Origin of the sequence: Olsenella sp. An293 (assembly GCF_002159495.1) — a bacterium.
Taxonomy (GTDB): Bacteria; Actinomycetota; Coriobacteriia; order Coriobacteriales; family Atopobiaceae; genus Thermophilibacter.
Genome location: NZ_NFIT01000015.1, coordinates 19,996 through 44,777, shown reverse-complemented (window position 1 = coordinate 44,777; position 24,782 = coordinate 19,996). Strand labels below are relative to the sequence as shown.

Sequence of the window (24,782 nt, the reverse complement as noted above, 5' to 3'; positions counted from 1 at the left end):
GACCATGGATAAGATGCGTGAGCTGACAGCCATCATCAACGAGCTCTACGCGCTGACGGCCAGGCTCGAGAAGATGTATCCTGGCAGGCACTTCACGCCGGACGGTCATTTGGTGGGGAGTATCGGTGAGGTGTTTGCCGCCGAACGATACGGCATCAGTCTGTTTACCGCTGGGTGCGAGACTCATGACGGCAAAGCTCCCGATGGCCGCCTTGTGCAGATAAAGGCGACTCAGCGGCGTTCGGTTGGGATCTACGAGGAGCCTGAGTATCTTCTAGTGTTCAGCATCGATGCCGAGGGATGCCTGAGTGAGGTCTACAACGGTCCTGGAAAGCCGGTCTGGCAGCTCTTTGCCGGCAAGAAGCGTTCGAAGACCGGACAGTATCAAGTTTCTCTTGCTAGGTTGAGGGAGCTCAACGAGAGGGTGTCGCCCAGGAACAGGATTCCAATCCTATAGAGCTTGCACTCGCATCATTCCATAGGGAGATTTGGGCTGGTGAGAGCTTGAGAGCATAGGGCATGGAGAGGTTCATCCATCAGCTTGAGAATTCGAATGGAGCGGATGGCTTTCTGGCGTTGTGACATTGCACGTGGAGTAGGAGGCGGCGAGTGAAGATGCGGCGGCTGTCTCCGCTTATACTGCGGAACAGCCGCCGCGCTTGTCAGTCGTGCGACCTGGCTACTTCGTCAGATATGCCAGCGTCACTGCGTTCTCGGCGGAGGTGTAGCTGAAGGCGCCCTTGCCTACCTTCTGCGGGTCATAGTCGGACTGTTGAATGACGCCGCAGTACTGGACGACGGCAGACTTGAACGCGTCGGTCTCGATGAAGCAATACGGATCGGTCTTCCAAACTACCTCGTCGGTCTTCTCGTCAACTTCGATGAGGGCCCTGAGTCCGTAGATAAGCGGGTAGATGAAGCCATCGGGTACGGGCTTGTCAGCCTTGCGACCGAAGAACGGGGTCTTGTAGTCGTTGTTCTTGTTCATGAGGCTCTTGACGGCGCTGATCTTCCCGAAGGATCCGATGGTGTTGTAGCAGTCGGGGAAGATCTGGTAGATGCGGTCGAAAAGGGCGGGCAGATCCGTTGCCACTCTGAGAGCGCTGGCGACCTGGGAATCCCTCAGCTCGCGCTTCTGACCAAAAGACCTTGAGATCTTGTCGTTCCTGAGAAGCGTGAGGTACTTCTCCAGGCACTTCTCCTTGCCACTGTAGGTGAGAACTGCAGAGGGGGCGTCCAGAATCTTGTCGGGGCCATCCTGCACATATGTGGTCTTTGAGAGTGCGATCCAGGCAAGGGCAACGAGGCTACGGCTCTGGATGCTTCCGCCATCGTTGGTCTTCCAGCTGATCTGGCTCGCGAACTCCGGGTTCTTCTCGGCGAACAGCGCCTTGAAGGAGTCGAAGAGGCCCTCCTGGTTACCTTTCGTTCCCTGCGTGAGCTGTGCGTTGTTGTTTCGCGCGTCGCAAATCTCAAGGAGGGAGGAGCGGAAGCTGTCGACGCAAAGCTCGTCGTTGGGATTTGCCGGAAGGATGAGCTCGACGGGGATGAGGAAGTCGAGGAGGCCGACGCCCTGCTCGGCGAGCCCGTCCGCATCGTCGTGGATCGCCTTGATGTAGGACTCGATCTCATCACGACGATCCACCCAGACGTGCTTGAAGTCGTCCCAGATTGCCATGTCGCGTCGAGAGGGTGCTGGCGTTCCCGCAAACTTGGCCGCCTGGGAAAGGATGTACGCCCCGATGGCAAGCGTGTTGTGACCGCCGTCGAGGATGCCCTCGGTGCTGCGGTCGACGAACTCTAGGCGATAGCGGTTCCTGTCGAGCGCCTCGTACCACGAGGCTGCGACGAGGATACCCTTGGACTTGATGGGGAAGAGCTTGGACTTCTTTCCGACGCCCTCGTCCTTCTCGATGGACTCCTGGATGGCGCTCGTGACGCTCCCGAGACGGGAGTTCCTGGGGTTGGCGTCGAGGTCGAGCTGGTCGATCAGTCCGACGAGAAACTTGGGTGACATGAGCCCGATGACACGGGTGATGAGGCCGATTTGCTGCTCGAAACTCTGGGAAAGCCTGATGATGGTCGTGTTGCCGCTCTTCATGATGAACCCTTTCTGCGTTTGACTATCCAGCAAACGGTGCGAGGGTTGGAGAACTTCCCCGAGAGAAGAGAAAAGCCGGTCTCCCGGCCTCAGACAAATGGAATATACCTCACTCATGGCGTATTCTCGCTATGTCTGAGGATCTCCGATCCTCCACGCTCCGGCCACCCGTCCGGGTAGGCGAGGCTAGGATCTCTCGAAGTCGGGAGAAGATCAAGATCTGTCATAGAATTCACGGCGAACGATCCATGAGTGGAGTCGTCTTGTCCGCGAGCGTGTATAGCTACCCTTCTTGCGTGTCATGACTGTCCGTTGGTCGTATATGACAATTACGGCATGCCTTCGACCTCACGCCGCATTTTCTACCTCATCTCGAGACTATCGCGCTAGTCTAGCTTGCAAATGAACTGCAGATTAGCCAACTGAATTGAGTGCTCAAAGAGGAGTCCACATGGGAATCTTTGATGATTTCGTCAGAAATGCGGCTGAGGTAGCCAACAGCGCTGCTGGAGCGATAAGCCATGCCGCCGATGATGCCGGCAAAGCGCTTAAGGAGAAGGCGGACGAGGTCGGTGGGGCAGTCTCCGATGCCGCAAACGCGGCAGGAGAGGCGATTGGTGCTGCGGCGAACGATGCGGGAAACGCCGTGGCGGACTATGCTGGCGTCGCACAAGAGGCGGTGTTGGCAACGGCAGGCTCAGCCGCAGCGGCCGTCTCGGAAGCCGCGGGCGCCGCCGTCTCGATGGGCGCCGGGGCAGCGGGCGCTGTTGCGGACACCGTGGGTGCGGCAGCGACGATTGTTGGTAGCGCAGTATCGGGTGCCGCGTCTGCGGTCGAGACGTCTATGCGCGAGATGAGGGAGAAGGAAATCGCCTCCTATCATCAAAAAGTTCTGTCTGAGCTGGGCATGGGGGCTTCGCATTGGATGCTCGCCTTGGAGAAGGCGTTCGGCCCCTCCCCGACGGAGCTTACGGATTCTACGGCCGCTCAGGCAAAAGAGGCCTTCCCAATACCTCGGGAACAGCACGTGCTCTGGCTCGATGCAGAGTTTGACCTGCGGCCGAGCGGCATTGCGCTTACCGAATGCGGGGTCTTTATCAGGTCTGATGTCGACCCCCTCCAACTCGATGCGCTTGTTGGAGGGAAACAGCCTGAGGTTGCATCTCTGAGGTATGTGCGGTGGGAATACTTTGATCCTCGAGAGTTCTCATCAGAGACTGAGGACAGCATCGTTCTTCGCGTTGCGGAGGGGCATTTCGAGGCGTTTGTCCGTGCTTGCGACGAGCTTTCGGATGGTCAGGGCTATGCCGAAGGAGAGTCAGGAAATATAACTACCTTCATAGCAGGGGATGCATCTGCACCTGTGGTGGATGCCGGAATCGCTCTTGCCGAGCGACTCTCTGCTGACGAAGCGGTCCTTCTGGAGAAGAAGGCTGCTGTCAACCTTGAGGCAGGCCACGGGGAGATGGCGGAGAAGGCGAATCATGTTGCCGACCTTCTCCACGGGAAGCGAGCTGAGTGGTGCGGTCCAAAAAACGAAAAGAATGGTCCGGACCGAGTAATTCACCAGAAGGGTGGCGACGTCCTAATTCAGACGAAGTACTACAGCAAATGGAGAGGGGCGCTCGAGTCCGGGTTCGACCCCAAGACGGGCCAGTACCGCTACATGCATGACGGAGCTCCGATGCAGCTCGAAGTTCCCAGCGATCAGTACGATCAGGTGCTGGAGGGGTTTCGCATCAAGATTCGCCAGGGTAAGGTGCCCGGAGTCTCCGACCCAAACGATGCTGAGAAGATCGTGCGAAAGGGCCGTCTTACGTATGCCCAGGCGAAGAATCTCACGAAAGCAGGCAACATCGATTCGCTCAAGTACGATGCCTCGACGGGCGTCATCACCTGCTCTTGCGCAATGGGCATCACCTTTGTGACAACTGCCTTCCTTACGTGGAGCCAGACGAAGGATGTGGGGCGCGCGGTTCAGTCAGGCGTGGCGGCTGGTGTCCAGGTCTTCGGACTTGCCTTTGCCCAGCATATGCTCATCTCTCAGATTGCGCGGACAAGCTTTGCCAAGTCCCTTGCCGCTCCGAGCGAGCAACTGGTCGGGAGACTCAGCTCGTCAGCAACGCGGACCATCGCCAATGGGCTTCGGGCGATTTCAGGTCAGAGTACGCAAATTGCCGGCGCTGCTGCCACGAAGAGTTTGGCGCGCATGGCGAGGAGCAACGCACTTTCTGCGGCAGTTACCATGGCGGTCTTCTCGGTCCCCGAGACGTACAGGCTTGTTTCTCGGAAGATTTCTGGTGCACAGTACACAAAGAACATCGCCTCCTTGGCGGGATCAGTTGCGGGAGGAATCGGAGGGACCGTTGCCGCCGGCGTGGCCGCAGCAAAGGTGGGCGGAGCCATTGGTACGCCGGTTGCACCGGGAGTGGGGACTGCTGTCGGCATAGTTGGCGGGTTTGTGGGTGGTGCCGTAGGATCCCTTGCCGTTGGAACGGTGGGCGGGATTCTTCACGAGGACGATGCGGAGACCATGGGTCGTCTGCTTAATGCCGTTGTTTCCTGCTTGGCGGTGGAGTATATGCTGAGCGAGTCTGAGATTGACCTGCTGGTGGAGAAGCTCAACGAGGTTCCTCAGGACGACCTGAAGACGGTGTTTGAGGACGCGATGGGTGCTGACCAACAGGAGGACGTACTCCGCGCGTTCCTCGGTCCGATCTTTGATGAGATAGTGGCAAAGCGACCGTGTTTCATTCTTCCTTCGTACGAGGAGATTTTCAAGACCTTGGCTGTTGTCTCTGCTTCGGAGGACGGAAATGACGGAGACGCCGTAATGATGACCTCGTGATGACTTGCTGAAAGGCGACGAGCAATGGGGGAAGGACGCGCGCATACGAATCAGCGCCCAGCGCAGATCGTCGAGCCGACCGACGACGAGAAGGCTGCTGCAATTGCCGCCCGGACGTTCTGGCGCTGCTTCTCCAAGGACAGCACTGCTCTCGGGGCTCGAATGCCTCCCATTTCTTGGACACGGAAATAGAAGCCCGAGAGATGGGAGGCCTTCCATGTCCATCGACCTGCGATGCAGGCACGACCGATCACTCAGGGGGGCTGGCCGCCTGGATGTTCGACGCGGGCCGGGGGGCGGACCGCTGCTCTCCGAGGTCAGGGCGGGGTGCCTGGCCAAGGTGGAGAATCCCGACCTGAGGTCGCTCTTCTGGGACGGGTTCTACGAGTACTGCGGCGAGCGGCAGGACTTTGTAAACGCGTATTCCGATCCGTCGAACAGGGCTGAGAACAGAAGCTGGTATGCGACGTTTGGCCTGGGCATTCGAGATGTCCACTCCACGGCGTACTTCGCCCAGCGAGATGGTTGGGTTGGGGTGAACCTTTGGATCACCGACGTGGCGCTGTATGAGGGGCTGCTTGCGCGCCGCGATAAGGTCGAGGCGATGCTCGGCAGTCTTGGCGGCTCAATTCTCTGGCGAGAGCCGAGCGAGAAGAACCGTGAGCTTGTGGTACGGCTGGACACCGATCTTGCGTCGGAGCACTGGGACGAGCTATACGCGTGGCTCGTGGCGGGGCTGCTGAGGATGCGTGCGGTGGCGGGGCTGCTACGGGATTCCGGAAGCCTCTGAGCACAAGAAAGGCCCGACTCATCGGGCCGCTCAGCGCTCCGGCTCCGACGCGAGCGCGATGTTGCTGCGGTCCGCGAGTCCGGCGAACCCCGGTCCCAGCCAGGCGCCCGACTCCCCGGGTCCGAGCACGAGCGGCATGCGGTTGTGCACCAGAGCGACGCTGGCGTTGGGCGCGGTGGTGACGACGGAGAACCGGTCGCCTTCGTGTACGGCGGCGAGCAGAAACGCCCTGGCGCCGGGGAGGCGGAACAGGTACTGCCGCTTCACGGGCCTGCCGGTCTTCTCGCTGGTGACCTTCTCCGTGGCGTGCGACTCGTGGAACGCCCGGATGGGCACGAGGCAGCGACCCTCCGCTATCGCCTTTGTCCACATGCCGCGCCCGTTCGGGCGCAGCTGCTCCAGGGCGGACTCGATGCGCGTATTGAAGACAGCGTTCGGCTTGCCATTGAGCTCGAAGCCCCACGTGAGCTGTGCGACGGCGAGGCCGCCGTCCTTTGGGATGTACACGGGCACGAGGCTGCCGGGCCGGGCGTCGAGCGTGGGGTCCGGGCGATCGACATAGCGAATGGCGTGGGTACCGGGAGTCGCGCGGGCGTCCAGCACGGCCTGCGCCTCCTCGGCGGTGAGCGGGCACATCCTCACGCACATCTCGGCCTCCCTTTGTCTTCGTTTTTCTCAGCATATCCACAGCGGGGGCGTTTTGTGCACTCCTTGTAGTGACAATACTTGCTTAACGGTGATAATATTAGCACTGTTAAGCTCAGCGAATAGGGAGGCCGCATGGTCTACGTCTGGGAGTTTGAGTTCTTTCCTGATGAGAGCGGAAATGGCATCAACGCATTTCCCTGTGGGGACTTTGGTTATGGGGCAACGTGTGGTGATGACCTTGTTGATGCGGTCGAGTACGCGGCCGATTTCCTAGGCTGCGCGGTTGAGGATCATCTCATCAGGGGCATTGAGCTGCCTCCGATGGAGTTCGGTCACAAGCCCGAGCACGGCGGGCAGATCATCGCGATCGCGGTGGAGCGTACCCTCGAGGACATCCCTGCCATGACGGCGGCTGACGCAGCGCGGGAGCTGGGCGTCTCTCGAGCGCGCGTTGCCCAGCTCTGCAAGGCGGGGCTGCTTGAGTCCTGGATGAGCGGGACTAATCGCATGGTTACGAGGGCCTCGGTCAATGCGCGACTGGTAGATGGGATTGCGAATCAGGTTGCCAAGATGCTCGGAGACGACGCCAAGAGCTACTACCTGCACGAGATTGCCGACGTTCTCTTCTCTAGGGGTATTCGCGATGTTTCCGATGCTGATTCCGACGAGGTCTGGACCGTCACCCAAGAGAACGTTGTGGGGGAGTGACGGGCGTTTGTGGCTTGGACGAGACGTTCTTCTCGGCAAGAAGCGAGGTGAGCCGTCTGACATAGTGGCACCATATCCTGTACAGGATTGGAGGACCGCATACAGGGCGTCTCCTACAGTGCGTTTCGCCGCGATCTGAGGGCGCATCTCGACAAGACCCGAGATGACACCGAGCCCGTCATGGTGACGAGCAAAGATCCGGACGCCAACGTCGTGGTCTTGAACGCTCGAGACTACGACAACCTCATCGAGAACCTCTACATCGCGCAGAACCGCTACCTCAGCGACAAGCTCATGAAGAGCCGTGATCAGTTCGCGTGCGGCGGCGTCTCCGTGCACGAGCTGATCGATGACGGGCAGGACGATGATTAAGGCCTGGTCGGAGCTTGCCTAAGAGGACTACCTCTGGTGGCAGGCCCATGACCGGAAGATGTTCAAACGCATCAACCAGCTCGTCAGGGACATCGAGCAAGACCCGTTCTCTGGCATCGGCAAGCCCGAGCCGCTTCGAGGGAATCTCTCCGGCATGTGGTCGAGGCGAATCGATCATACAAACCGCCTCGTCTACGAGGTTTCGGGTGATACGCTGATGCTTCACTCGGCAAAGGACCACTACGAGTGAGCGGTGCCTTCGGGCTACGTCCGAGCGCGAATTAAGGAGTCCCACCATGCCAACACTTCGCGACTGCGTTTACGGCCAGGCGGCGGCCGACGCGTTGGGCGTGCCGTACGAGTTTCGTCCGCGGGGCTCATTATGCTGCACGGACATGGTCGGCCACGGTAGCCACGACCAGCCGGCGGGCACGTGGAGTGACGACACGTCGATGGCGCTCGCAATCTGCGACAGCTACCGTGAGCTGGGGCGCATTGATGTCGACGACATCCGCGAGCGCTTCGTGCGGTGGTATCGCGAGGGTGCTTACACGGTCGACGGGCTCTTCGACATCGGCAACGCCACGCGCGAGGCGCTCGAGCGCGGGTGCGGCCTTGCGGGGGAGTGGGACAACGGCAACGGCTCGCTCATGCGCACGGTCCCGCTCGCGTTCACCGACGCCACCGACGACGAGGTGCGCGCCGTCTCCGCGATCACGCACGCGCACCCGACCTCGACGGAGGCGTGCGTCGCCATGGTGCATATCGCGCGGGACCTCATCGCCGGCGCGAGCCCGGCGGACGTGGCGGGCGACGTCGCCTGGCGTCCCGTGGACGAGATCGGCTCCGGCGGCTTCGTGCGCGACACGTTCGACGCCGCGCTCTGGTGCCTCGCCACCACGTCGAGCTACGCCGAGTGCGCGCTCGCCGCGGTGAACCTCGGGGACGACACGGACACCACGGCCGCCGTCGCCGGCGCGCTCGCCGGCATCGTCTACGGCATCGAGGGGATCCCGGCCGAGTGGCTCGATACGCTACGGGGCACAGACGTCATCGAGGGCTGCCTGTTCTGAGGCGGAGCTTTAGAGGCTCACGTCGGGCGCCTCAAGCCGCAGCGTCCTTCTCGCCGCGCACGGGTACACTTTTCTCATCGCGGTCGCGTTGTCTCGTCGTGCGAAAGGTCTGCCATGGGCTGTCTGAGCGTGCTGTTCAACCTCATCTGGATCCTCACGGGCGGCTGGGTGACGGCGCTCGGCTTTCTCATCGTCGGCGTGATCTGCCACGTCACGATCGTGGGCATCCCCATCGGGCGGCAGGCGTTCAAGATGGCGAGCCTCACCCTGGCGCCGTTTGGCAAGGAGATCGTCTACGGCGGAGGCGCGCCCTCGGTGGCGGCCAACGTCGTCTGGCTGCTCCTGGGCGGCTGGTGGTCAGCCCTGTGCTACCTCATCGAGGGCGCTATCTACTGCGTGACCGTCATCGGCATCCCATTTGGCCTGCAGCTCTTCAAGATGGCCAAGCTCACGCTGTGGCCGTTTGGCGCCGAGGTGCGGTAGGGCGAGGCCGGGGCGCAGCCCTGCATCCCGCGCTCGCCGAGTGACGTCGCGCCCTACGCCGAGCGACGCCAAGCCCCCGCGTTCTTCTCGCCCTGTGCTGGGTAGGGTAGGGGCAACCCATATTCGTATCAGCACAGAAGGGAACGCCATGCTGCTCAAGGGAAAGACCGCCGTCGTCACCGGAGGCTCGCGCGGGATCGGCCTCGCCATCGTCAAGCGCTTCCTGGAGGAGGGTGCCAACGTGGCACTCTGCGGGAGCCGCGAGGAGACCGCGCAGAAGGCCCTCGACGGAATCCTTGCCGAGAACCCGGACGCCCCCGTGATGGCCATCTGGCCGAGCGTCGCCGACGAGGCGGAGCTCGAGGCCGCCTTCCGCCAGGTGGCGGAGCGCTTTGGAGGGCTCGACGTCGTGTGCAACAACGCCGGCATCTCCCAGTCCACGCCGCTCGACGCCTACACGCCCGAGGAGTTCGACAAGATCATCGACATCAACGTCAAGGGCGTGCTCAACGGCTGCCAGGCGGCGTCGCGCGTGCTCGGCGAGGGCGGCGTCATCATCAACACGAGCTCCATGGTGAGCAAGATGGGCCAGCCCTCCGGCGTGGCCTATCCCATGTCCAAGTTCGCGGTGAACGGCATCACGATCTCGCTCGCGCGCGAGCTGGGGCCGCGCGGCATCCGCGTGAACGCCGTCGCGCCGGGCGTCACGGCCACGGACATGGTGGCGAGCCTGCCCGAGGAGATGATCGCCCCGATTGCAGCCGGCATCCCGCTGCGTCGCGTGGGCCAGCCCGAGGACGTGGCCAACGCCTTCGTCTACCTGGCGAGCGACCTCGCGTCCTACGTGACGGGCGAGGTCCTGGCCGTCGATGGTGGCATGACGGTGTAGGCGCCGGCCGACAGGGCGCGCTGGCCTCGGGGGCTCGGGGCCGGCGCGCCACGGCCTACTCGTACATCTCCTCCAGCCCGATAAGCACTGTCCGCTTGTCGCCGACCGACTCAAACCCAGAGCGCGAGAAGAACCCGTACCGGTGGCACAGAAGCCCCGTCCGCTGCACCTGCTTGATCTCCTCGTCGATCATTCGCTGAGTGACGGGTGTGGAGCGGAACTTCGCCTCGTAGAACGTGTAGCCCATCGGGTCTCTGGTGACCACGACGAACTCTCCGTTTGTCCTCGTTGCCGGGTCGTCGTAGGAGTACGTGCCAATCAGGTCGAAGGGCGGCTCGATGTTGCCCGCACGGTTCTGCCTCACGAGGTGCTGGCGGCACACCTCCTCGAAGGCATGCGGGACAAACTGCTGCTCAAAGTCATCGTTCACGTAGCGGTCGTAGAAGGTTCCGGGGTCGAGCACGCTGCGCTGCGAGAGATACCGGAAGACGTAGCGATAGTAGAACCTCGTGAGCCCGTCGCAAATGACGTAGGATGTTCGCTTCTTGTTCGTTGGGTCGTTGATGGGCGCGCGCCGGTCGACGAGCTGCATCTCAATCAGCTTGTTGAGCACGTTCACGAGCGTGGCGCCGCTTGAGATGTGGGACTGGCTGAGGATGTCCTTGTAGCGCGTGTGTCCATCTGCAAGGGCGAGAAAGACCTCGTGCGCGTTGCTGATCTTGGAGACCTCGGAGAGCAGGTAGGCGGGAACCTCGTCCTCGAGGCGCGCGTCTGGCTGGAGAACGAGGTTGATGAGGTTCTCGCGCACGGATCTGCCGCGCTCGATGAGGCGGTTGTAGTACGGAATCCCTCCGAACACGCTGTACAGCCGCACTTTGTCCGCGCACGGGCTCTCGGGGTAGAACTGCGAAGACTCTAGGTAGTCCATCGGTTGAAGGTTGATCTTGAGGTCGACGCGCCCATAGAGGGGGTTATCCTGCTCGAGCAGGGACTTCATGACCTCGACGCATGAGCCGCAGAGCACGAGGGAGAGTTTCGAGCGGTCTCGATACTCATCGAGAAGAACCTGCAGGATGCTATCCATCCCCCTCACGACGTCGTGCAGGTAGGGGTACTCGTCGATGGCGAGTACGATCTTCTCGCTAAGCGCGCGTTCGAGGACGAACCGAAGCGCCGCCTCTATGCTGGCGAAGGCGAGCGGGGGCATGTCGAAGGTGCTGCCGATGACCTCGGACAGACTGCTCGCGTTGTTCTCTGCCGTGGTCTGGCGGCACTCGTAATAGATGGTTCGCGTGCCAGCGGTCTGAGCCTGGCGCATCGTGTGGAGGATGAGCTCGCTCTTGCCGACGCGGCGCCTGCCGTAGATGAGCGTTGCGTTTTGGGCGGGGGAGGAGAACTGCTTGATGAGCTTTGCCTGCTCGCGCTCGCGTCCGATGAACTCCATTTCGCTCACCTCATTTTACTCAAAAAAGTTGAGTCAAAAAAACTGAGTAAAGTGTAGCAGTTTGGGGAGCGCAAGAGGTGATCCGAATGCGTTTAGGTGTACTGGCTCATGGGGACCAGCGTATGTCGCACCCTACACGGGGTGCGTGGGCGAGGTCGGCAATGAGCGCGTGAAGCCAACACAGCCGAGGGGCTCTTCCTGGTGAGTGGGGCGGCGATCGATGGCCTTGGCCTCCATTTGCAATCATCCAACATGTCGAGGGTGGACATGTCACTGCTCCTGTCGAAAGCCGCATCTTCCCGTTCTTCTCGACGTGTTTGCGGGAGGTTGAGGCAGGAGAGGTGCAGCGCCATATCGCGGCGAGCTGGCCTGCCTCACGCCACGCCCGCCCCGCCGACGCCGCGCAGGTCCTTGAGCGCCGGCCCGCATACGAAGGCGTCCAGCTCCCGCCAGCGATCCCGTGCCTCGTCCGAGAGCGCAAGGTCGCCAAAGCCGATGAGCCTCCGCAAGTGCCCGTGTGCCCGCGCCAGCGCGTAGTCGCGCGCCTTGTAGCTCACGTTGCCGCTGCGCAGGACCTGGCATGCCTGTCCGATGACCGCGGCGGCCTCGGCCGATCCCCTCGATGCCGGCTCCCGTGCGATCGCCTCCTCGAACCCAGCCATCAACTCGCACGCGCGCATGCTCTTGCAGCGGTCCATGTTCCCTCCTCGTTTCGATTGAGGTGAGTATGCCCGCTCGTCTCAGCTCGCATGTGGCTGTGACGGTTCTGTAAGTCACTTCCGACAAACCCTGCACCCGCGCGTTCTTCTCGCCCGCGCATCACCATGCTTCCCCGGACAAAGCCCGCCCCTCATCATGGCGCCACTTTGTCCGGGGAAACACGGTGAACACGGCCGAAGCCGTGTCCCGCGCCCGCGCTTCTCGCTACAATGGCTGGGCCGAATACGAAAACAGATGCGAAGGGGCACCCCTTCGAATCACCGCACGACACGAAAGAAGACCCATGCCCAGCGCCAGCCTTGCCGAACAGATCGCCTCGCGCCGCACGTTTGCCATCATCTCGCACCCGGACGCGGGCAAGACCACGCTCACCGAGAAGCTCCTGCTCTACACCGGCACCATCCAGAGCGCCGGCTCGGTCAAGGGCAAGTCGAGCGCCAAGCACGCGGTCTCCGACTGGATGGACATCGAGAAGGCGCGCGGCATCTCCGTCACCTCCTCGGTCCTGCAGTTCACCTACGGCGGCTGCTGCGTGAACATCCTCGACACCCCCGGTCACCAGGACTTCTCCGAGGACACCTACCGCACGCTCATGGCGGCCGACTCCGCGGTCATGGTCATCGACGGCGCCAAGGGCGTCGAGGCCCAGACCGTCAAGCTCTTCAAGGTCTGCGCGCTGCGCGGCATCCCCATCTTCACCTTCGTGAACAAGCTCGACCACGAGACGCGCGACCCCTTTGACCTCATGGAGGAGATCGAGAGCGTGCTCGGCATCGGCACCTACCCCATGAACTGGCCCATCGGCAACGGCCGCACGTTCCGCGGCGTCTTCGACCGTGCGAGCCGACACGTCCTCGCCTTCGAGGGAGACGGCCGCGCCAACGCCACCAAGCGCGTGAACGAGGTCGAGGCCGAGCTCGGCGACGCCGCCCTCGACGAGCTCATCGGCGAGGAGAACCACCGCAACCTCATGGACGACATCGAGCTGCTCGACGGCGCGGACCACGAGTTCGACCTCGAGGCCGTGCGCACGGGCAAGCTCAGCCCCGTCTTCTTTGGCTCGGCGCTCACCAACTTTGGCGTGGAGCCGTTCCTGCGCGACTTCCTGCGCCTGGCGCCTGCGCCGTCGGCCCACGTCGACGCCGAGACGGGCGAGCCGGTGGAGGCCGCGGACCCGGACTTCTCCGGCTTCGTCTTTAAGATCCAGGCCAACATGGACAAGAACCACCGCGACCGCATCGCCTTCCTGCGCATCTGCTCGGGAAAGTTCGAGCGCGGGATGGACGCCTGGCACGTCCAGGGTGGCCGCAAGATCAAGCTCGCCACCGGCACGGCGATGATGGCCGACGACCGCGCCACCGTGGACGAGGCGTATGCCGGCGACATCGTGGGCCTCTTCGACCCGGGCATCTTCTCCATCGGCGACACGCTGTGCAAGGTGGGCGGTCACGTCCGCTACGCCGGAATCCCCACCTTCGCGCCCGAGCACTTCGCGCGCATCGAGCAGGTTGACACGCTCAAGCGCAAGCAGTTCGTCAAGGGCATGGAGGAGCTCGCGCAGGAGGGCGCCATCCAGATCTTCCGCGAGTATGGAGCCGGCATGGAGCGCGTGATCGTGGGCGTGGTCGGCGTGCTGCAGTTCGAGGTGCTCGAGCAGCGCCTCAAGAGCGAGTACCACGTCGAGGTCTACCGCTCGCCGCTGCCCTACAGCCTGATTCGTTGGATCGACGAGTCTGAAGGCGAGGTGGACATTCGCTCGCTCAACCTCACGAGGGAGACGCTTCGCGTGGAGGACATGCGCGGGGGCAAGCTGCTGCTCTTCACGAGCCAGTGGAACCTCGACTGGGCGATTGAGCACAACCCCGACCTGCGTCTCTCCGAGTTTGGCAACGTGACCTTCTAGGGACGGGCGTTCGGCGGGCGGCGCGGCCGGCAACAATTGAGGAATCGCCTTGTCGGGCGCCCCTATGGGGCGCCCGACCGTGCAAAAACGCCCTTCGATCCATTTTGCCGGGCTCCAGAAAACAAAAGTCGCCTTCAATCCATGCGATTTTTGGCCAGCGACGATGGTCTGCTTTAGAAAACTTAAATAAATACAATCAATAGTGAATCCATTCGAGAGAGTCGAAGCAAATACAGCTCATTTCGCATGGATCGAAGGCGACTTTTGTTCGTGGGAGCCGCGAAAAATGGATCGAAGGGCCAAATTGCAGAGCGAAGGCTTCTCCGGCACCCGATTTCGCGTGCGGATTGCACTCGCACACCATTCCGAAGTTACATCAGCTGGCCCGCGTTTGGCCGTGTGCTGGTTGTGAAGTGGCACGCACGGCCGACACCGCTCGCCGATGCAAACGCGACGCTCACCGCGCAGAAAAAAATCCCCTTGCAACACCCTTGAAATGTGGGAATATATGGGCTAACAAACTTTCTGTTTGGTAAGCAGACAAAAAGTTGGCACGCACGCAGGCGAAGCAAGGAGGAAGCGTGAGCGAGAAGATCAAGTGGGTTGTCAACAAGATGCCCAAGAGCGACGATGCGCACCTGGGCATCATGTCCCTTGAGAACGTGGAGGCAGCCCGAAGCTTCCACCGGAGCTTCCCGCAGTACGACGTCACGCCCCTCGCCAAGCTCGACGCGCTGGCGGGGGAGCTTGGCCTCGCGAACCTCGCCGTCAAGGACGAGTCCTGCCGCTTTGGCCTCAACGCCTTCAAGGTGCTCGGCGGCTCCTTCGCCATGGCCAACTACATCGCCCAGAAGATCGGCCGCCCGGTCTCCGAGATGACCTACGACTACCTCACGAGCGACGAGCTCGCCCGCGACTTCGGCCAGGCCACCTTCTTCACCGCCACGGACGGCAACCACGGCCGCGGCGTGGCCTGGGCCGCCAACAAGCTCGGCCAGAAGGCCGTCGTGCACATGCCCAAGGGCAGCGTGAAGAGCCGCTTTGACAACATCGCCGCCGAGGGCGCCGAGGTCACAATCGAGGACGTCAACTACGACGAGTGCGTCCGCATGGCCGCCGCCGAGGCCGAGGCCTGCGAGAACGGCGTCATCGTGCAGGACACCGCCTGGGAGGGCTACGAGGAGATTCCGTCCTGGATCATGGAGGGCTACGGCACCATGGCCTCCGAGGCGGCCGAGCAGCTGCGCGCTGCCGGCGTCGAGCGCCCGACGCACGTCTTCGTTCAGGCCGGCGTGGGCTCCCTTGCCGGCGGCGTCGTGGGCTACTTCACCAACCTCTTCCCGGAGAACCCGCCCATCTTCGTGGTGATGGAGGCCGACACCGCGGCCTGCCTCTACAAGGGCGCCCTGGCCGGCGACGGCGAGCCTCGCATCGTGGACGGCGACATGCCCACGATCATGGCGGGCCTCGCGTGCGGCGAGCCCAACACCCTGGGCTGGGACATCCTGCGCAACCACGTGAGCGTCTTCGTGAGCTGCCCCAACTGGGTCGCCGCCAAGGGCATGCGCGTCCTCGGCGCCCCCAAGAAGGGCGATCCGCGCGTCATCTCCGGCGAGTCCGGCGCCGTGGGCGCGGGCCTGATCACCACGCTCATGGAGTCCGACGAGTACGCCGAGCTCCGCGATGCCATCGGCCTGGACGAGAAGAGCTCCGTGCTCATGTTCTCGACCGAGGGAGACACCGATCCCGTGAACTACCGCAAGGTCGTCTGGGAGGGCGCGTACCCCGCCGAGTAGGGGAGAGCGAGAAGAACGGGTTCTTCTCGGCACAAGACACAACGGAAGCGTCAGAAAGGACGTAAGCAAAATGGCCAAGGAACTGAACTTCGACGAGATCAAGAGCGCCGCGGAGGCCTACGGCAAGGACATGACCGCCTTCCTGCGCGCGATGATTTCCCACCCCTCCGAGTCCTGCGAGGAGGGCGAGGTCGTGGCCTGCATCAAGGCCGAGATGGAGAAGCTCGGCTTTGACAAGGTCGAGGTCGACGGCCTGGGCAACGTCATCGGCTGGATGGGCGAGGGCGACAAGATCATCGCCATCGACTCCCACATCGACACCGTGGGCATCGGCAACCGCGACAACTGGGAGGCCGACCCCTACGAGGGCTACGAGACCGACGAGCTCATCTACGGCCGCGGCGGCTCCGACCAGGAGGGCGGCATGGCGTCCGCTACGTACGCCGCGAAGATGATGAAGGACCTGGGACTGATCCCCGAGGGCTACAAGATCATGGTCGTCGGTTCCGTCCAGGAGGAGGACTGCGACGGCATGTGCTGGCAGTACATCGTCAACAAGTACTTCGACGGCCCCGAGGACGCGTGCGAGAAGATTGACTTTGTGATCTCCACCGAGCCCACCGACGGCGGCATCTACCGTGGCCACCGCGGCCGCATGGAGATTCGCGTCGACGTCCACGGCGTCTCCTGCCACGGCTCCGCGCCCGACCGCGGCGACAACGCCATCTACAAGATGGCCGACATCATCGCCGACGTCCGCGCCCTCAACAACAACGGCTGCGACGAGTCCACCGACATCAAGGGCCTCGTCAAGATGCTCGACCCCAAGTACAACCCCGAGCACTTCGAGGATGCGCGCTTCCTCGGTCGCGGCACCTGCACCGTCTCCCAGATCTTCTACACCTCCCCGAGCCGCTGCGCCGTCGCCGACTCCTGCGCGATCTCCATCGACCGCCGCATGACCGCCGGCGAGACCTGGGACTCCTGCCTCCAGGAGATCCGCGACCTTCCGTCCGTCAAGAAGTACGGCGACGACGTCAAGGTCTCCATGTACATGTACGATCGCCCGAGCTGGAAGGGCACCGTCTACGAGACCGAGGCCTACTTCCCCACGTGGATCAACGCCGAGAGCGCGGCCCACGTCCAGGCCCTCGTTGACGCGCACCACGCCCTCTACGGCGACGAGCGCATCGGCTGCGAGGCCTCCATGGACAAGCGCGCCGGCCGCCCGCTCACGGACAAGTGGACCTTCTCGACCAACTGCGTCTCCATCCAGGGTCGCTACGGCATCCCCTGCGTGGGCTTTGGCCCCGGCGCCGAGAGCCAGGCGCACGCGCCCAACGAGGTCACCTACAAGCAGGACCTCGTGACCTGCGCCGCGCTCTACACAGCCGCGCTCAACCTCTACGACCCGTCCAAGAAGACCGGCGACGTCACCGTCTTCCGCGCCGGCGCCACTGACAACGACATCAAGTAACGTTCTCGACGCTGCGCACCGTTGTGACGGGCATCTTGCCCCTCACTCGTCGGGCGCCGCACTCCAGGCGTGCGCCCTCCTCCTTCGGGGCAATCTGCTCCGTCACAACGGCGCTCGCTGACTTAGGACTGACCCGTACGTCTCGCGTATTCGATTGAAAGGAAACCACAATGGCCAAGGACTTCTCCGCGCTTCTCGACGAGCTCAAGGGCTACGACTTCTCTGGCATGTACAACGCCGACTTCCTGCACACCTGGGACAAGACCACCGACGAGCTGCGCGCCCTCTACGCCGTGGCCGCGGCCCTGCGCAACCTCCGCGAGCGCAACATCTCCTCGCGCATCTTTGACTCCGGCCTCGCGGTGTCGCTGTTCCGTGACAACTCCACCCGCACGCGCTTCTCGTTCTCCAAGGCCACGAACCTCCTGGGCCTCCAGCTCCAGGACCTCGACGAGGGCAAGTCTCAGATCGCCCACGGCGAGACCGTCCGCGAGACCGCCACGATGATCTCCTTCATGGCCGACGTCATCGGCATCCGCGACGACATGTACATCGGCAAGGGCGACGCCTACATGGCCGAGGTCGCCGAGTCCGTTGACGAGGCCTACAAGGACGGCGTGCTCGACCACCGCCCGACCCTCATCTCCCTGCAGTCCGACTCCGACCACCCGACCCAGTCCTCCGCCGACATGCTCTACCTCATCGAGGAGTTTGGCGGCCTGGAGAACCTCCGCGGCAAGAAGGTGGCCGTGACCTGGGCCTACTCCCCGAGCTACGGCAAGCCGCTCTCCTGCCCGCAGTCGCTCATCTCGCTGCTCCCGCGCTTTGGCATGGACGTCACGCTGGCCCACCCCGAGGGCTACGACCTCATGGGCGATCGCGTGGAGGCCGCCAAGGCCTACGCCGCCGAGTCCGGCTGCACCTTCAAGCAGGTGAACACCATGGCCGAGGCCTTCGAGGGCGCCGACATCGTCATCCCCAAGAGCTGGGCCCCCTACGCCGCCATGGAGAAGCGCACCAACCTCTACGCCGAGGGCGACGACGCCGGCATCAAGGCGCTGGAGAAGGAGCTTCTCGCCCAGAACGCCACCCACATGGACTGGTGCTCCACGCGCGAGCTCATGGCCAAGACCGCTCACGGCGACGACACGATTTACATGCACCCGCTGCCCGCTGACATCTCCGGCGTCTCCTGCGAGCACGGCGAGGTCATGGCCGACGTCTTTGACATGCACCGCGTGGGCATGTACAAGGAGGCCAGCTACAAGCCGTACGCCATCGCGGCCATGATCTTCCTGCAGAAGGTCAAGGACCCCGTGGCCACGCTCGCGGCGCTCGAGGCCGCGGCCAAGCCCCGCTGGAACCAGGCGTAGTAACAATCGCTCGTCCGGGTGAGGGCCGCCCATAAGTCGTTCGCTCGCTGCGCCTCGCGCAGAAGTCGCTCACTGACTTATGGGCGGCCCCGTCCTTACGTTGAGAGGGCATCAAATGTCTAAGCGTATCGTCATCGCTCTGGGTGGCAACGCCCTGGGCAACAACCTGCCCGAGCAGATGGAGGCGGTCAAGCACACGGCGCGCGCGATCGTGGACCTCATCGAGCAGGGCAACGAGGTCGTGGTGGCGCACGGCAACGGCCCGCAGGTGGGCATGATCCAGGAGGCAATGACCCAGCTCACGCGCTCCGACCCCGAGAAGTACATCCCGTGCCCGCTCTCGGTCTGCGTGGCCATGAGCCAGGGCTACATTGGCTACGACCTGCAGAACGCCCTGCGCGAGGAGATGCTCGACCGCGGGATCGACGTGGGCGCGGCCACCGTGCTCACGCAGGTCGAGGTCGACCCCGCCGACCCGGCCTTCGCCAACCCCACCAAACCGATCGGCGCCTTCATGACGCGCGAGGAGGCCGACCGCATGATCGCGGAGCGCGGCTACAACGTGGTCGAGGATGCGGGCCGCGGCTACCGTCGCGTGGTGGCCTCGCCCAAGCCGGTGGGCATCGTGGAGCTGGACACCATCCGCTCGCTCGTGGAGACCAACCACGTGGTCGTGGCCTGCGGTGGCGGCGGCATCCCCGTGTTCAAGACCGAGGGCAACCACCTCAAGGGCGCCGCGGCGGTCATCGACAAGGACTTCGCGGCGGCCAAGCTCGCCGAGCAGCTCGACGCCGACTTCCTCGTGATCCTGACAGCGGTGGAGAAGGTCGCCGTGAACTTTGGCAAGCCCGATCAGCGCTGGCTCGACGAGCTCACGCCCGCCGACGTGGAGCGCTACGTGGGCGAGGGCCAGTTCGCGCCTGGCTCGATGCTGCCCAAGGTCCAGGCGGCGCTCGCGTTCGCGCAGTCCGGCGCGGGCCGCTCGTCGCTGATCACGCTCCTCGAGAAGGCAAGCGACGGCATCGCCGGCAAGACGGGTACCATCGTACGTGGGTAGTCTGCAGGTTGGGGACAGTCCCCAATTTACAGAAAAGTTTTATGTGATTTGGGGACTGTCCCCAATTGACAGAAGAACGGGGGAGCGCGGGGCATGAGACCCGACCTCAGGGCATATCTTCTGGGCGACGACGGGCGCCGGGTCTTTGGGCCCGGCCCCGTCGACCTGCTGGAGCGCGTGGGCGAGCTGGGAAGCCTGCGCGCCGCCGCCATCGACATGGGCATGGCCTACACCAAGGCCACGCGGCTCGTGCGCGACGCGGAGCTCGCCTTTGGCTTCCCGCTGACGGAGCGCACGGTCGGCGGCACGGGCGGCGGCGGGTCGAGGCTCACCGCGCAGGCGCTCGACCTCATCGAGCGCTACCGAGCCTTCGAGCGCACGAGCCGCTGGGCGCTCGCCGCCGCCTACGAGACGTGCTTCTCGGGCTTTGCCGACGTGGCGCGCCTGGGATGCGTGGTCATGGCGTCCGGGGAGGGGACGCGATTTGGCGGTGTCGCGGGCGAGAAGCTCGTGGCGCCGCTGGCCGGCACGCCCGTGCTCGAGCGCACGCTCGCAGCGCTGCCCGCCGACCTGCTCGACGTGGTGGTCGTGACGCGCTGGGACGCGGTCGAGGACCTCTGCGGGCGGCTCGGGGTGCGCTGCGTGCGCGCCACGGGTCCGCGCAAGAGCGACACCATGCGCGCGGGCCTGGAGGCGCTGGGGCGTCGCGCGGGCTGTCTGTTCGTGACCGGCGACCAGCCGCTCCTTACCGAGAAGAGCGTGCGCTCCATGGTCGCCGCGCTCACGCGCGAGCCCACGGCCATCGTGCGCCTGGCGTGGCGCGGTCAGCCGGCAAATCCGGTGCTCTGGCCGGCGGACATGCTCGACGCACTCGCGCGGATGGACAATGACACCGGGGGGCGCGCACTTCTCGCCGGCCATGCCGAGCTCGCGGACCGGGTACGCCTGGTGGAGGCGGCTGACGAGCGGGAGCTCGACGACGTGGACACGCGGGAGGACCTGGCGCGCCTTGAGGACGCGCTGACGGAGAGAGGTATTTGACAGTGGCGGAAGGCTTGACAGTGGCGTCAGGTTATATTGTCAAATCGGAATGATTTGACAATATAACCTGACGCCACTGTCAAGCCTTCCGCCACTGTCAAATACGAGAGGAGGGGAGAGCCGATGAGAAGGATTCTCGCAAACGGCACGCTGGTCACGCCTGATGGCCTTCGCCGCGGCGACCTCGCGCTGGAAGGCGACAAGATCGTGGGCCTGGCGGCCCGCATCGAGCCCGCGCCCGGCGACGAGGTCGAGGACGTGGCGGGTTGCTGGGTGTTCCCCGGCTTCATCGACGCGCACACGCACCTGCAGTGCTGGACCGGCATGGACTGGACGGCCGACAGCTTCGAGACCGGCACGCGCGCCGCGGCCTGCGGTGGCACCACCTGCATCGTGGACTACGCCACGGCCGATCGCGGCGTCACGATGGACGAGGCGCTGGCCGAGTGGCAGGCGCGCGCGGCGTCGGGCGCGGGCTGCACGGCCAACTACGGCTTTCACATGGCGATCGCCGAGTGGGGCGAGGACTCGCCGGCTCAGATGCGCCGCATGCGCGAGGCGGGAGTGAGCAGCTTCAAGACCTACCTCGCCTACGACCACCTGCGGCTCACGGACGCCGAGACGCTGCGCTGCCTGGAGGTTGTCCGCGACTTGGACGCCGTGCTCTGCGTTCACTGCGAGAACGGCGACGTGGTGAACGAGTTGCAGCGTCGGGTGCTCGCCGAGGGCATCACAGGACCGGAGGGGCATCCGCTCTCCCGTCCGGCCGAGGCCGAGGCGGACGCGGTCTCCCGCCTGCTCTACCTGGCCCGCATTGCCGGCGCGCGCGTGAACGTGGTGCACCTCTCCACGGAGCTCGGTCTTCTCGCCGTGCGTGCCGCCCGCAACCGCGGCCAGGGGGGCATTTACGTGGAGACCTGCCCGCAGTACCTCACGCTCGACGACACGCGCTACCTCGAGGCGGGCGACGACGGCTTCGCGGGCGCCAAGTACGTGATGAGCCCGCCGCTGCGCAAGCCGGCCGACGTGCGGGCCCTCCGCGAGGCGGTGCTCTCCGGCGAGGTCGACTCCATCGCGACGGACCACTGCTCGTTCAACCTGCGCGGCCAGAAGGACCGCGGCCGCGGCGACTTCACCAAGATCCCCAACGGAGGTCCCGGCATCGAGCACCGGCCGGCCGTGATGGCCACGACCTTTGAGGGCCAGCTCGGCCCCGAGGGACTCTGCCGCCTGCTGGCGGAGGGCCCGGCGCGCACCTTCGGCCTGTGGCCGGAGCGCGGTCGGCTCGCCGTGGGCGCGGCCGCCGACGTCTGCGTGTGGGATCCGTCGGCCCGCTGGGTGATTTCGGCCGCGACCCAGCACCAGGCCGTGGACTACACGCCGTGGGAGGGCTTCGAGGCGCACGGCCGCGCGCACCTCGTCTACGTGGGCGGCGAGCTCGTGGCCCGCGACGGCGAGCCCTGTGGCGCCACCCCCGGCCGCTACGTGGCAAGATAGTCAACAGTCAGTCGTAAAGTGGGGGACGTCCCCCTCAAGCAGAAGGAGAAGAACATGGCAATCGAGGCAATCGTCACCGACAAGGCGCCCGCGGCGCTCGGCCCCTACTCCGCGGCGGTGGCCGCTCCCGCGACCCGTGCGATCCACGTGTCCGGCCAGCTGCCGATCGACCCGGCCACCGGCGAGTTCGCCGGCGAGGACATCCAGGCCCAGACCCGTCAGAGCCTGACCAACATCAAGAACATCCTCGAGGCCGCCGGCGCCTCCATGGCCGACGTCGCCGAGGTCACCGTCCTTCTCGACGACATCGCGGACTTCGCGGCGATGAACGAGGTCTACGGCGAGTTCTTCACGGCGCCGTATCCCAGCCGCGCCGCCTTCGAGGTGGCCGCGCTGCCCAAGGCCGCCAAGGTCGAGATCAAGGCCGTGGCCTACCTGTAGGCAGAGCCTCACCGATGGGGACGCCCGCCGACTTCCACGCAGGAGCGCTCTTCGAGAAACTCCCGCTTAGGAAGTCGGCGGGCGTCGCCGTTTCGGTCCTCAGAAAGCAACCGAGAATAATGAGCCTGCCGAGAGGTGGGGCGGGCCGCTGGGGGCGGGCGTTAGGGCAGGGTGATTGTTCCGGCGCGGACGCTGCCCACATAGGCCGGGGTAGCGAGAAGGGCGGCGAGATCGCGGGCCGCCTCCGGAGCGGCATCAGCCTGGTTGACGAGGGCGACGTCGGCGAGGGCCTCGGCATTTGCGGCGCGCGCCACGAGCTCCGGGGTGGCGGAGTCGTCAGGCGCGCAGCCGACGAGTTCGCAGAAGAGCTCCGGGCGATGGACGACGTCGCGGACGGGATGGCCGAGGCCGGACGCGCCGAATACGATGACCGTGCGTCCCGAGCACGCGGGGATGACGGGCTCCCAGGGGGCGTGCGCCTTGAGGGGGAGCCGCCGCGAGCCGTCGGCCTCCACGAGGACGTGGTCCGCGAGCTCGGCGAGGACGTCCATGCCCAGCTTGGGAGTCACGAGCTTGCCGTCCTTCTCGGCCTGCGAGCCCACGCAGACGACGCGCGACTCCGCGAGCGCCGCGCGCACGTCGTCGGCGTCGGCTGAGGTCACGAGCGGCACGCCCGCGAACGGCAGGATGTGCGTCGTGGTGGTGAGCACGACCGTGCCCGGCAGCTCGCGCGCGAGCGCCGCCAGAAGCGACGTCTTGCCACCGCTGCCTATGACCGACGTCACGCCCGTGCTCACGCCCAACACCTCCGCAAGTGTCACGCGCACCTCCTCGACGATGTTCCTCGAAGCTATCCTACCGCTCACAGTCATTGTAGTTTCCAAACTACAACGCTGTATTACTCTTTGTTTGGATACCAAACACTTTTTTGACCAGACCCGGGGAGGGCCCATGACCGACGCTGCCACCATCGAGCTGCCGCGCACCTTCGAGGAGTTCAACGAGCAGCGCCGTCAGAGCTTCCTCAAGGTAAAGGACTTCAAGCAGGCGGGCGGTCGTCTGGTGGGCTATCTCTGCAGCTACACGCCGCTTGAGGTGATAGACGCGGCCGGCGCCTCGGGCGTGGGGCTCTGCGGCACCTCCGACGAGGTCATCCCCGTGGCCGAGGAGGTCCTGCCGGCCAACCTCTGCCCGCTGATCAAGTCAACCTACGGTTTCGCGTACTCGCAGAAGTGCCCGTTCACGCACTTCTCCGACCTCATCGTGGGCGAGACGACCTGTGACGGCAAGAAGAAGATGTACGAGCTGCTGAACGAGCTCAAGCCCATCTACGTGCTGCACCTGCCGCAGGGCCGTTCCCGCGCGCATGAGCGCGAGGGCTGGTACCAGGAGGTCGTTGGCCTCAAGGAGGCGCTCGAGCGGCTCTACGGCATCCAGATTACCGACGACGCACTGCGCGAGGCCGCGCGTCTGCGCAACCGTTTGCGTCGCGCGATCCTGGCCCTCTACGACCTGCAGCGGAGCGTGCCGCCCGCGATGAGCGGCGTGGAGCTCATGAGCACGATGTTCGCCGGGACGTTCAACTTTGACGTGCGCGCCTACGTGGAGAGCCTCGAGCGCCTCTGCGAGCAGCGCCGCGCGGAGGCCGCCGAGGTCGGCAGTCCCATCGGCGCGGGAGCCAAGCGCATCCTCATCACGGGCTGCCCCGTCGGCGGCGTCATCAACAAGGTGGGCGCCACCATCGAGCGCAACGGCGGCGTGGTGGTCTGCGAGGACGACTGCTCCGGCGAGCGCACCAACCGCTTCATGGTGGACGAGGACGCGCCGGACATCCTGCGCGCCATCGCCGAGCGCTACCTCAAGATCAACTGCTCCGTCATGACGCCCAACGACGACCGCTTTGCCGCGACGCTCGAGATGGCCGAGAAGTACCAGGTGGACGGCGTGATCGAGTGCGTGCTCACGGCGTGCCATACCTTCAACGTCGAGTCCGCACGGGTGGAGCGCGCCGTCGAGGGGGCGGGGATCCCTTACATGAAAGTGGAAACCGATTACTCCGCCGGCGACCTCGGCCAGCTGGAGACGCGCATCGCCGCGTTCATCGAGACGCTGTAGAGGGGC

22 protein-coding genes and 1 pseudogene are annotated in these 24,782 nt (G+C 64.3%); 18 read left to right on the top strand and 5 right to left on the bottom strand.

The genetic code is table 11. The features are described from left to right. Window positions 1–4: 4 nt before the first annotated feature. Window positions 5–457 carry a hypothetical protein gene (locus B5F85_RS09340; RefSeq protein ID WP_087316617.1) on the top strand — a complete coding sequence of 151 codons (453 nt, stop codon included), beginning with the start codon at window positions 5–7 and terminating at the stop codon, window positions 455–457. Window positions 458–679: 222 nt separating this feature from the next. Here B5F85_RS09340 and B5F85_RS09335 read toward each other — a convergent pair whose 3' ends face one another. Then, window positions 680–2,101 carry a hypothetical protein gene (locus tag B5F85_RS09335; RefSeq protein WP_087316616.1) on the bottom strand — a complete coding sequence of 474 codons (1,422 nt, stop codon included), beginning with the start codon at window positions 2,099–2,101 and terminating at the stop codon, window positions 680–682. Between the two features lie 451 nt (window positions 2,102–2,552). Between B5F85_RS09335 and B5F85_RS09330 the strand changes: the two genes are divergently transcribed. After that, a complete protein-coding gene (locus B5F85_RS09330) occupies window positions 2,553–4,949 on the top strand; it encodes a hypothetical protein (protein ID WP_087316614.1) in 2,397 nt (798 codons plus the stop codon). Between the two features lie 217 nt (window positions 4,950–5,166). Beyond that, a complete protein-coding gene (locus tag B5F85_RS09325) occupies window positions 5,167–5,739 on the top strand; it encodes a DUF4268 domain-containing protein (protein ID WP_087316612.1) in 573 nt (190 codons plus the stop codon). Window positions 5,740–5,769: 30 nt separating this feature from the next. Here B5F85_RS09325 and B5F85_RS09320 read toward each other — a convergent pair whose 3' ends face one another. Continuing rightward, window positions 5,770–6,387 carry an SOS response-associated peptidase family protein gene (locus B5F85_RS09320; RefSeq protein WP_087316610.1) on the bottom strand — a complete coding sequence of 206 codons (618 nt, stop codon included), beginning with the start codon at window positions 6,385–6,387 and terminating at the stop codon, window positions 5,770–5,772. Window positions 6,388–6,519: 132 nt separating this feature from the next. Here B5F85_RS09320 and B5F85_RS09315 point away from each other — a divergent pair, with 132 nt between their 5' ends. The 6 genes and pseudogenes from B5F85_RS09315 (at window position 6,520) to B5F85_RS09290 (ending at window position 9,912) form a co-directional block, all read left to right on the top strand. Beyond that, window positions 6,520–7,095 (top strand): helix-turn-helix domain-containing protein, encoded by a 576-nt coding sequence (locus B5F85_RS09315; protein ID WP_087316608.1) that lies wholly within the window; start codon window positions 6,520–6,522, stop codon window positions 7,093–7,095. An 87-nt stretch (window positions 7,096–7,182) separates the two neighbouring features. Beyond that, window positions 7,183–7,467 (top strand): type II toxin-antitoxin system prevent-host-death family antitoxin, encoded by a 285-nt coding sequence (locus B5F85_RS09310; RefSeq protein WP_158094595.1) that lies wholly within the window; start codon window positions 7,183–7,185, stop codon window positions 7,465–7,467. A 34-nt stretch (window positions 7,468–7,501) separates the two neighbouring features. Next, window positions 7,502–7,717 (top strand): annotated as a pseudogene (locus B5F85_RS09305) (Txe/YoeB family addiction module toxin); the annotation flags it as partial. A gap of 46 nt (window positions 7,718–7,763) precedes the next feature. After that, window positions 7,764–8,540, top strand: coding sequence for an ADP-ribosylglycohydrolase family protein (locus tag B5F85_RS09300; protein WP_087316604.1), 777 nt, complete (start codon window positions 7,764–7,766; stop codon window positions 8,538–8,540). A 114-nt stretch (window positions 8,541–8,654) separates the two neighbouring features. Beyond that, window positions 8,655–9,023, top strand: coding sequence for a YccF domain-containing protein (locus B5F85_RS09295; RefSeq protein WP_239386841.1), 369 nt, complete (start codon window positions 8,655–8,657; stop codon window positions 9,021–9,023). 148 nt (window positions 9,024–9,171) lie between these two features. Then, entirely contained in the window at window positions 9,172–9,912 is a 741-nt protein-coding gene (locus B5F85_RS09290) for a 3-oxoacyl-ACP reductase family protein (protein WP_204204733.1), read from the top strand. A 55-nt stretch (window positions 9,913–9,967) separates the two neighbouring features. On the opposite strand, the gene B5F85_RS09285 is transcribed toward B5F85_RS09290, so the two are convergent. After that, the gene (locus B5F85_RS09285) at window positions 9,968–11,356 is read right to left on the bottom strand and encodes an ATP-binding protein (protein WP_087316602.1); all 1,389 of its coding nucleotides are present in this window, start codon (window positions 11,354–11,356) and stop codon (window positions 9,968–9,970) included. A 374-nt stretch (window positions 11,357–11,730) separates the two neighbouring features. Next, window positions 11,731–12,054 (bottom strand): hypothetical protein, encoded by a 324-nt coding sequence (locus B5F85_RS09280; protein ID WP_087316600.1) that lies wholly within the window; start codon window positions 12,052–12,054, stop codon window positions 11,731–11,733. A 305-nt stretch (window positions 12,055–12,359) separates the two neighbouring features. Between B5F85_RS09280 and B5F85_RS09275 the strand changes: the two genes are divergently transcribed. From B5F85_RS09275 to B5F85_RS09240, 8 genes are all read left to right on the top strand, one after another. Then, a complete protein-coding gene (locus tag B5F85_RS09275; protein ID WP_087316599.1) occupies window positions 12,360–13,979 on the top strand; it encodes a peptide chain release factor 3 in 1,620 nt (539 codons plus the stop codon). 581 nt (window positions 13,980–14,560) lie between these two features. Then, on the top strand, window positions 14,561–15,775 hold the full coding sequence (dpaL, locus tag B5F85_RS09270; protein WP_087316597.1) for a diaminopropionate ammonia-lyase: 1,215 nt from the start codon (window positions 14,561–14,563) through the stop codon (window positions 15,773–15,775). A 70-nt stretch (window positions 15,776–15,845) separates the two neighbouring features. Further along, on the top strand, window positions 15,846–17,252 hold the full coding sequence (locus B5F85_RS09265; RefSeq protein ID WP_204204732.1) for a YgeY family selenium metabolism-linked hydrolase: 1,407 nt from the start codon (window positions 15,846–15,848) through the stop codon (window positions 17,250–17,252). Between the two features lie 170 nt (window positions 17,253–17,422). Beyond that, window positions 17,423–18,625, top strand: a complete 1,203-nt coding sequence (gene ygeW, locus B5F85_RS09260; protein ID WP_087316595.1) for a knotted carbamoyltransferase YgeW — start codon at window positions 17,423–17,425, stop codon at window positions 18,623–18,625. A gap of 115 nt (window positions 18,626–18,740) precedes the next feature. Further along, window positions 18,741–19,682 (top strand): carbamate kinase, encoded by a 942-nt coding sequence (gene arcC / locus B5F85_RS09255; protein ID WP_087316594.1) that lies wholly within the window; start codon window positions 18,741–18,743, stop codon window positions 19,680–19,682. Between the two features lie 93 nt (window positions 19,683–19,775). After that, a complete protein-coding gene (locus tag B5F85_RS09250) occupies window positions 19,776–20,723 on the top strand; it encodes an NTP transferase domain-containing protein (RefSeq protein WP_087316592.1) in 948 nt (315 codons plus the stop codon). A 123-nt stretch (window positions 20,724–20,846) separates the two neighbouring features. Continuing rightward, window positions 20,847–22,220, top strand: coding sequence for a dihydropyrimidinase (hydA, locus tag B5F85_RS09245; RefSeq protein WP_087316590.1), 1,374 nt, complete (start codon window positions 20,847–20,849; stop codon window positions 22,218–22,220). 54 nt (window positions 22,221–22,274) lie between these two features. Further along, window positions 22,275–22,661 (top strand): Rid family detoxifying hydrolase, encoded by a 387-nt coding sequence (locus tag B5F85_RS09240; protein WP_087316588.1) that lies wholly within the window; start codon window positions 22,275–22,277, stop codon window positions 22,659–22,661. 161 nt (window positions 22,662–22,822) lie between these two features. Here the strand turns inward: B5F85_RS09240 and yqeC are convergent, their stop codons facing one another. Further along, window positions 22,823–23,482 (bottom strand): selenium cofactor biosynthesis protein YqeC, encoded by a 660-nt coding sequence (gene yqeC, locus B5F85_RS09235; RefSeq protein ID WP_204204730.1) that lies wholly within the window; start codon window positions 23,480–23,482, stop codon window positions 22,823–22,825. Window positions 23,483–23,612: 130 nt separating this feature from the next. Here yqeC and B5F85_RS09230 point away from each other — a divergent pair, with 130 nt between their 5' ends. Continuing rightward, window positions 23,613–24,776, top strand: coding sequence for a double-cubane-cluster-containing anaerobic reductase (locus B5F85_RS09230; protein WP_087316584.1), 1,164 nt, complete (start codon window positions 23,613–23,615; stop codon window positions 24,774–24,776). The last annotated feature ends 6 nt before the right edge of the window (window positions 24,777–24,782 follow it).

Excerpts from the sequence above, each read along its gene's own strand:
- B5F85_RS09275 (WP_087316599.1), top strand. The coding sequence starts at position 12,360 with ATGCCCAGCGCCAGCCTTGCCGAACAGATCGCCTCGCGCCGCACGTTT.
- B5F85_RS09230 (WP_087316584.1), top strand. The coding sequence starts at position 23,613 with ATGACCGACGCTGCCACCATCGAGCTGCCGCGCACCTTCGAGGAGTTC.
- B5F85_RS09335 (WP_087316616.1), bottom strand. The coding sequence starts at position 2,101 with ATGAAGAGCGGCAACACGACCATCATCAGGCTTTCCCAGAGTTTCGAG.
- B5F85_RS09330 (WP_087316614.1), top strand. The coding sequence starts at position 2,553 with ATGGGAATCTTTGATGATTTCGTCAGAAATGCGGCTGAGGTAGCCAAC.
- arcC (WP_087316594.1), top strand. The coding sequence starts at position 18,741 with ATGTCTAAGCGTATCGTCATCGCTCTGGGTGGCAACGCCCTGGGCAAC.
- B5F85_RS09285 (WP_087316602.1), bottom strand. The coding sequence starts at position 11,356 with ATGGAGTTCATCGGACGCGAGCGCGAGCAGGCAAAGCTCATCAAGCAG.
- ygeW (WP_087316595.1), top strand. The coding sequence starts at position 17,423 with ATGGCCAAGGACTTCTCCGCGCTTCTCGACGAGCTCAAGGGCTACGAC.
- B5F85_RS09265 (WP_204204732.1), top strand. The coding sequence starts at position 15,846 with ATGGCCAAGGAACTGAACTTCGACGAGATCAAGAGCGCCGCGGAGGCC.
- B5F85_RS09290 (WP_204204733.1), top strand. The coding sequence starts at position 9,172 with ATGCTGCTCAAGGGAAAGACCGCCGTCGTCACCGGAGGCTCGCGCGGG.
- B5F85_RS09340 (WP_087316617.1), top strand. The coding sequence starts at position 5 with ATGGATAAGATGCGTGAGCTGACAGCCATCATCAACGAGCTCTACGCG.
- B5F85_RS09300 (WP_087316604.1), top strand. The coding sequence starts at position 7,764 with ATGCCAACACTTCGCGACTGCGTTTACGGCCAGGCGGCGGCCGACGCG.
- B5F85_RS09250 (WP_087316592.1), top strand. The coding sequence starts at position 19,776 with ATGAGACCCGACCTCAGGGCATATCTTCTGGGCGACGACGGGCGCCGG.
- B5F85_RS09295 (WP_239386841.1), top strand. The coding sequence starts at position 8,655 with ATGGGCTGTCTGAGCGTGCTGTTCAACCTCATCTGGATCCTCACGGGC.
- hydA (WP_087316590.1), top strand. The coding sequence starts at position 20,847 with ATGAGAAGGATTCTCGCAAACGGCACGCTGGTCACGCCTGATGGCCTT.
- B5F85_RS09240 (WP_087316588.1), top strand. The coding sequence starts at position 22,275 with ATGGCAATCGAGGCAATCGTCACCGACAAGGCGCCCGCGGCGCTCGGC.
- B5F85_RS09320 (WP_087316610.1), bottom strand. The coding sequence starts at position 6,387 with ATGTGCGTGAGGATGTGCCCGCTCACCGCCGAGGAGGCGCAGGCCGTG.
- B5F85_RS09325 (WP_087316612.1), top strand. The coding sequence starts at position 5,167 with ATGTCCATCGACCTGCGATGCAGGCACGACCGATCACTCAGGGGGGCT.
- B5F85_RS09315 (WP_087316608.1), top strand. The coding sequence starts at position 6,520 with ATGGTCTACGTCTGGGAGTTTGAGTTCTTTCCTGATGAGAGCGGAAAT.
- B5F85_RS09280 (WP_087316600.1), bottom strand. The coding sequence starts at position 12,054 with ATGGACCGCTGCAAGAGCATGCGCGCGTGCGAGTTGATGGCTGGGTTC.